Source organism: Lysobacter sp. 1R34A (genome assembly GCF_051217035.1).
Lineage (GTDB): Bacteria > Pseudomonadota > Gammaproteobacteria > Xanthomonadales > Xanthomonadaceae > Lysobacter.
Window position 1 is genome coordinate 65,207 of the sequence record NZ_JBPKJP010000012.1, and the last position, 6,800, is coordinate 72,006.

Annotated in this window: 6 protein-coding genes; 3 read left to right on the forward strand and 3 right to left on the reverse strand. The window is 70.6% G+C overall.

Going from position 1 to position 6,800, the window contains the following annotated elements; genetic code table 11:
* Position 1 precedes the first annotated feature (1 nt).
* Positions 2 to 670: a protein-L-isoaspartate O-methyltransferase family protein gene (locus tag ACSAMQ_RS05960; protein ID WP_435394775.1), complete on the forward strand. Its 669-nt coding sequence runs from the start codon at positions 2 to 4 to the stop codon at positions 668 to 670.
* A gap of 17 nt (positions 671 to 687) precedes the next feature.
* Entirely contained in the window at positions 688 to 2,103 is a 1,416-nt protein-coding gene (locus ACSAMQ_RS05965; protein ID WP_435394776.1) for a TolC family outer membrane protein, read from the forward strand.
* Between the two features lie 315 nt (positions 2,104 to 2,418).
* Here ACSAMQ_RS05965 and waaA read toward each other — a convergent pair whose 3' ends face one another.
* Positions 2,419 to 3,714, reverse strand: a complete 1,296-nt coding sequence (gene waaA / locus ACSAMQ_RS05970) for a lipid IV(A) 3-deoxy-D-manno-octulosonic acid transferase (protein ID WP_435394777.1) — start codon at positions 3,712 to 3,714, stop codon at positions 2,419 to 2,421.
* Between the two features lie 241 nt (positions 3,715 to 3,955).
* Here waaA and lpxL point away from each other — a divergent pair, with 241 nt between their 5' ends.
* Positions 3,956 to 4,912 carry an LpxL/LpxP family Kdo(2)-lipid IV(A) lauroyl/palmitoleoyl acyltransferase gene (gene lpxL / locus ACSAMQ_RS05975; protein WP_435394778.1) on the forward strand — a complete coding sequence of 319 codons (957 nt, stop codon included), beginning with the start codon at positions 3,956 to 3,958 and terminating at the stop codon, positions 4,910 to 4,912.
* Between the two features lie 12 nt (positions 4,913 to 4,924).
* Here the strand turns inward: lpxL and ACSAMQ_RS05980 are convergent, their stop codons facing one another.
* A complete protein-coding gene (locus tag ACSAMQ_RS05980) occupies positions 4,925 to 6,292 on the reverse strand; it encodes an O-antigen ligase family protein (protein WP_435394782.1) in 1,368 nt (455 codons plus the stop codon).
* A partial coding sequence (locus ACSAMQ_RS05985) for a glycosyltransferase (RefSeq protein ID WP_435394779.1) occupies positions 6,258 to 6,800 on the reverse strand: 543 nt, incomplete at its 5' end. The genes ACSAMQ_RS05985 and ACSAMQ_RS05980, both read right to left, overlap by 35 nt.

Sequence of the window (6,800 nt, forward strand, 5' to 3'; positions counted from 1 at the left end):
GATGACTACGCTCGATTACGCCAAAGCACGTGAACTGATGGTCGAACAACAGGTTCGGCCGTGGGACGTGCTCGACCCGCGCGTGCTCGATGTGCTGGCGGCCCTGCCGCGCGAAGCCTTCGTCGACGAGGCGCACCGCAATCTGGCCTATACCGACGTGCAGCTGCCGTTGGCGCACGGCGAATTCATGATGAAGCCGGTGCTCGAAGGCCGCACCCTGCAGTCGCTCGCGGTCGACCCGACCGACGACGTGCTCGAGATCGGCACCGGCAGCGGCTACCTGACCGCCTGCCTCGGCCGCCTCGCCCGCGAAGTGGTCAGCCTCGAGCTTCACGCCGACCTCGCCGCGACTGCGCGCGCGCGCCTGGCCGCGCAATCGATCGACAACGTCCAGGTCGTCGAAGCCGACGCCCTGGCTTACCGCACCGACCGCCGCTTCAACGCGATCTGCGTGACCGGCGCAGTCGCCGAGATTCCGCCGCAGTGGCTGCAGTGGCTGCAGCCCGACGGGCGCCTGTTCGTCGTCCGCGGCCGCTCGCCGGCCATGGAAGGACTGCGGGTCACCGCCGGCGAACGCAACGATGTCAACGCTGCGCGCATCCAATCGTTGTTCGAAACCGACCTCCCCTATCTCGTCGGCGCGGCCCCCGCGCCTGCCTTCGAGTTCTGAACGCTCAAGGAAGCCGCATGATCCGCCGCCCTCTCGTTCTTGCCCTGGCCTTATCCCTGCTGCCGGCCGTCGCGTCGGCGGAAGACTTGTTGCAGACCTACGAACTCGCGCGCCAGGGCGACCCGCAGCTGTCGGCGGCCGAATCCAACCGTCTGGCGACCAAGGAAGACCGCATCCAGGCCCGCGCCGCGCTGCTGCCGTCCTTGTCGGGCACCGCGCGGCTGACCCGCAGCCGCACCACCACCGAAGGCGGCTCGGGCAGCAGCGACCCGACCGATCCGGACCCGGTCCCGGCCGGCGTCGACTTTCGCTCCGACAGCACCTCGCGCAACTACGCGCTGTCCGCGAGCCAGATGATCTACAACCGCGCCAGCATCAAGACCTACCAGGGTCAGAATGCGATCAGCCAGGCCAGCGACTTCACCCTGGAGTCGGCCAGCCAGGAACTGATCACGCGCACCTCGGCGGCCTACTTCGACGTGCTGGTGAAGCTCGAGAACCTGGCCGCCGCCGAAGCCGCCGAAACCGCGCTGCAGAAGCAGTTCGACTACGCCTCCAAGCGCCTGGAAGTCGGCCTGGCGCCGATCACCGACGTGCACGAAGCGCGCGCCCAGTACGACACCGCCCGCGCCGGCACCATCACCGCGCGCAACGCGGTCGAGGACGCTTACCAGGGCCTGAGCCAGATCACCGGCCAGCCGGTGCGCACGCTCAAGGCGCTGCCGGCCGACTTCAAGCCGAGCCTGCCCGAAGCGCAGGACGTCGAAGGCTGGGTCGCCAACGCGGTGCAGAACAATCCCTCGCTGCGGGCGCAGGACCTGCAGGTGCGCGCCGCCGAGATCGGCGTGGAAACCGCGCGCGCCGGTCATTGGCCGACCCTGAGCTTGAGCGGCAGCTACGGCGACAACGCCAACTGGGGCGACCGCACCTTCATGGGCCAGACCATGAACGCCCCCGGCAACGCCAACCACGGCCCGAGCATCGGCCTGGAACTGTCGGTGCCGTTGTACGCCGGCGGCCGCATCCAGTCCGGCGTGCGCCAGGCCCTGGCGCGCCGCGACGCCGCCCAGGACGAACTCGAACGCCAGAAGCGCCTGCTGGTGCGCACCACCCGCAACGCCTATCAGACCCTGGTCGCCGGCATCAGCGAAGTCGAAGCGCGCCGTCTCGCCCTGGTCTCGGCGCAGGCCGCCTACGACGCCTCGCAGGTCGGCCTGGAAGTCGGCACCCGCACCGTGCTGGACGTGTTGAACAACCAGCGCACCCTGCTGGAAGCGCAGCAGGCCTATGCCCAGTCGAAATACAACTACCTGCAGAACCGTCTGCTGCTGGAGCAGGCCGCCGGCTCGCTCGACGTCGCCGACGTGCAGGACATCAACCGCCTGCTGACCGCCGACGCCGCCACCGACCTAGCGCCGCCGCTGACCCGCTGAGCCCACACTCCGGGTAGCTTCGGAGTTCCACGAAAAACCGCCGGCCTCCGGCGGTTTTTTCGTTTGTGCGTTTCCAACTGTAGGAGCGGCGCAAGCCGCGACCGCGCCCTGGCAACGACGGCGCGACCACGGGCACCGCTGCGAAGACGACGCTCTGCGGACGTTGGCGCAATGGTTGTGGGTTCGCGGTCGCGGCTTGCGCCGCTCCTACCCGCGTGCCGGTATTTCGCGTCGATGATTTACGACGACGATGGCGTTTCTGCCCATCCCGCAGTCGCGGCTCACGCCGCTCCTACAGGGCGCGGCGCGCAGCGCTCACGGCAGCGGCGGCAACGCCGGCTGCAGCAGGGCCATGGTGCGGGCCAGGGCGCCGCGGCCCAGTTCGACCAGGGCGCGGCCGGCGTCGATCATCCTGGCGCGCTCGATCGGGTCGGCCAGCAGGCGCTCGACCGCGGCTTCGACCGCGTCGGCGTCGGCGCCGATGCGCAGGGCGCCGGCGGTTTCGAGCCGCTGTGCGATCTCGACGAAGTTGTGCAGGTGCGGGCCGGTCACGATCGGGGTGCCGGTGGCGGCGGGTTCCAGCAGGTTGTGCCCGCCGATAGCCTGCAGGCTGCCGCCGACGAATGCGACGTCGGCGCAGGCGTAGAAGCTCATCAGTTCGCCGAGGGTGTCGATGACGAACACATCGTCGCCGGGCTGCGGCCAACGCGCGCGCGAACGCGTCGACACCTGCCAGCCGGCGCTGCGGGCGTTCTCGGCGACCACCCGGAAACGCTCGGGATGGCGCGGCGCCCACAACAGCAGCAGGCCGGGGAAACGTTCGCGCAGGCGCCGGTGCATGGCCACCGTCGCGGCTTCCTCATCCTCGTGCGTGCTCGCCGCGATCCACACCGGCCGCTCGCCGGTGTGGCGGTGGCATTCGAGAGCGAATTCGTCGAGCGCGTCGGGCACGTTGACATCGAACTTGAGGTTGCCGGTCTCGGTGACCTGCTCGGGGCGCGCGCCGAGTTCGACGAAGCGCGCACCGTCGGCGCGCGATTGCGCCGCGACCGTGCGCACCGTGCGCAGGGCGCGCCCGACCAGCGGCGCGAGCACGCGGTAGCCGCGCAACGAACGCTCGGACAAGCGGGCATTGAGGATATAGGCCGGAATCCCGCGGTCGCGGCAGCCGAACAACAGGTTCGGCCAAAGCTCGGTTTCCATGATCAGCGCCGCGCAGGGCTGGTGATGGCGAAGGAACCGCCCGACCGCGCCGGGCAGGTCGTAGGGCAGATAGACGTGCTCGACCGAGTCGCCCCAGGCCGAACGCGCGCGGTCCGAACCGGTCGGGGTGATCGTGGTCACCAATAGGCGCAGGTCGGGACGGCCGCGCCGCAGGGCGTTCACCAGCGGGATCGCGGCGTTGACCTCGCCGACCGACACCGCATGCAGCCACAGGGTGCGGGTCTGCGCCGGACCGCGATAGACCGCGTAGCGCTCGAGCCAGCGCTGGAAATAGGCCGGCTGGCGGAAGCCGCGCCAGATCAGGTGATAGATCGTCACCGGCGCCAACAGATACAGCGCGACCGAATACAGGCCGCGCAACAGGCGCTCGATCAAGTCCTTCCGCATCCGACAAGGATAAAGCTTGCGGAGGTGATCCGGTCGTGGATGCGCTCATCGCACGGCGGGCCGGCCTCGACCGGGCGCGCAAAACCGGCGATGCGAGGACGTTCGCACCGCATCGGCGCCATGCACCGCGAGGCCCGCGGTACGGCGCAGCCGCACGATCGCCGACCGCCGGACTGGCTGCTCGAAGCTGCGGCGATCCGCAGTGCACCGGCACTACACGCTCACCGCATAAACTAGCGCCATGGCCGAACCCGTCCTGCCCCCCCGCCCTTCCCTGCTGGTGCCGCGCCTGTGGCCGATGTGGCTCGCCCTGGCCGCGATGTGTTTCGGCGCTCGCCTGCCCTGGGGCCTGCAACGCGCGCTCGGCCGCCTGATCGGCGCTTTCGCCCTGCGCGCGGCGAGCCAGCGCCGGCGCGCGGCGCGCATCAACCTGGCGCTGTGCTTCCCGGAAAAGAGCGAGGCCGAGCGCGAGGCCCTGCTGCGCGACAGCTTCCGCGACCTGGGCATCGGCTTCTTCGAATTCGCCCGCGCCTGGTGGGGCGAGGTCGCGCCGATGCGGCGCACGGTGCGCATCGAAGGCCTGGACCGACTCGACGAAGTGCGCGCGGCCGGCCGCGGCGTGCTGATGATCTCCGGCCATTTCATGACTCTGGAGATGTGCGGGCGGCTGATGTGCGACCACCTGCCGCTGGCCGGCATGTACCGCAAGCACCGCAACCCGGTCATGGAATGGGCGGTCAAGCGCGGCCGGCTGCGCTATGCCGCGGCCATGTTCACCAACGAAGAGATCCGTCCGGCGATGCGCCACCTCAAGCAGGGCGGTTTCCTGTGGTATGCGCCGGACCAGGACATGCGCGGCAAGGACACGGTGTTCGCGCCGTTCTTCGGCGTGCCGGCGGCGACGATCACCGCGACCCACCAGTTCGCGCGCCTCAGCGGGTGCGCGGTGGTGCCGTTCTTCCATCGCCGCGAAGGCGCCGACTACGTCCTGCGCGTCGGCGCGCCGCTGGCCGGGTTTCCGTCCAGCGATGCCACGCAGGACAGCACCCGCGTCAATGCCGAAATCGAGGCGATGGTGCGCGAAGCGCCGAGCCAGTACCTGTGGATCCACCGCCGCTTCAAGCGCCGTCCGCCGGGGATGCGCTCGCCGTACAAGAAACCCGCGCCGGATCAGGACGCCGAAAACGCTAAGGCCTGATCGCGAAACCGCCTACGCCGCCTCGCCCTCGTCCGGCGGTTGCGCCAGCAGACTGCCGGCGTACAGCGCCGCCAGCAGCAAGGTCAGCCCGCCCCAGAAGGTCGAATAGAAGGCCAGGTGGGTGTTGAACGGGAACACCGTCACCAGCAAGGCCAGCATCGCCGGCCGCGCGGCTTCGCGCGCGCGCGCATCGGCCACCGCCCAGGCGCGCCAGGCCAGCGCGGCGCCGGCCAGCCACAGCAACAGGCCGAAGGCGCCGGTTTCGGCGAGCACTTCGAGCAGCAACTGGTGCGCATGCAGGGCCGGCCCTTCGCCCCAGGACGTCGTGCGTCCGGGCTGCGGGTCGCAGGCCGGAAAGGCCTCGCGGAAACCGCGCGCGCCGACGCCGTTGACCGGATGCTCGCCGACCATGCACAGCGCCGCGCGCCAGATCCGGGTGCGCCCGGACAGCGCGCTGTCGAGCCCTTCGACGTCGGCGCTGACGATGTGCGCGGTGCGGGCGAGGCGGTCGTGCACCTGCGGCGTGGTCTGGTCGAGCACCGCCAAAGCCAGCACGCCGAACGCGAACACGCCGAGCAGGCGCTTCCAGCCGAGCAGGCGCCAGCCCGACAGCACCAGCACCAGGCCGTAGGTGATCCACGAGGCGCGCGAACCGGCCAGCACCACCACCACGCCGACCGCGGCGGCCGCGACCAGCCAACCGCCGAGACGGAAACGGCGGCCGGCGGCGTAAAGCGCGAACGGCGAAAAGCTCGCGATCACCTGGCCGAGCTTGAGATTGCACGGGCCGAGCACGCCGCTGAGGCGGTCGACGCTGGCGATCTCGGCGGCCGAGCACATGCCGTGTCCGCTGATCGCCTGCTTCAGCGAATCGATGCCGAAGAACAGAGGGCTGGTGCCGGTGAGGCCCTGCAACAAGGCGTCGACCGTCCACAGGCCGATGATGATGGCCAAGCCGCCGAAGGTGGTGCGTTGCCCCTGGCGGGTCGCGACCGCGGCCGCGACCAGCCACAGGAACGGCAGATAGCGCAGGTCGACCGCGGCTTCGCGCAGGGCGCGGCCCGGGTCGACCGCATCGATCGCCGAAATCAGCTCCGGCAGCCAGTAGGCCGCGAACAGGGCGCTGGTCAGCACCCAGGCCGGATCGCTGAGCAGGCGCGCGCCGGTGTTGAAGCGCGCCAGCGCCAGCCGGACCAGCGCGGTCAGCGCACCGAGGGAGAGGACGGTTTCGGCATAGCCCGGCGCGAACAACAGCGCCACATAGGCCAGGATCCAGGCCGGCGCCCAGCGCCAGCCGACGATCGCATGAGGTGCGTCGGCAGGCGGCGGCGCGGCCGTCGCCGGCTCAGGCGCGGTGTGCGGGATCGACGAGTTCGGCATAGACGGCAAGCGTGGCCTCCTGCATCGCCCGCAGGGAAAACGCCATCGTATCCACAGGCGCGGGCGCTTGCGTTAGCAATTCGCAAGCCGCCGCGCGCAGCGCCTGCAGGTCGAACGGCGCGACCGCGCCGCGCGGCTGCAGCTCGGTCAACAGTTCGCCGACGCCGCCGTGGTTCCAGCCGACCACCGGGCGTGCGCACGACAGCGCCTCGACCACGGTGCGGCCGAAGGCCTCGGGCTTGCGCGAGAGCTGCAGGACCAGGTCGCTGGCGGCATAGGCGCGGGCGATCGCGTCGGTCGGCGCGGTGAAGGCGATCGCCTCGCCGATGCCGAGCTGCTGCGCGGCCTGTTCGAGTTCGAGGATGTAGGCCTCGCGCCCGGCCTCGCGCGCGCCCGGCAGCCACAACCGCGCGTCGCGGCCGTCGGCGCGGATCGCCGCGAGCAGGGCCAGCGCATCGGCATGGCCTTTCAGGCGGGTGCCGCGGCCCGGCAGCAACAGCAGGGGGCC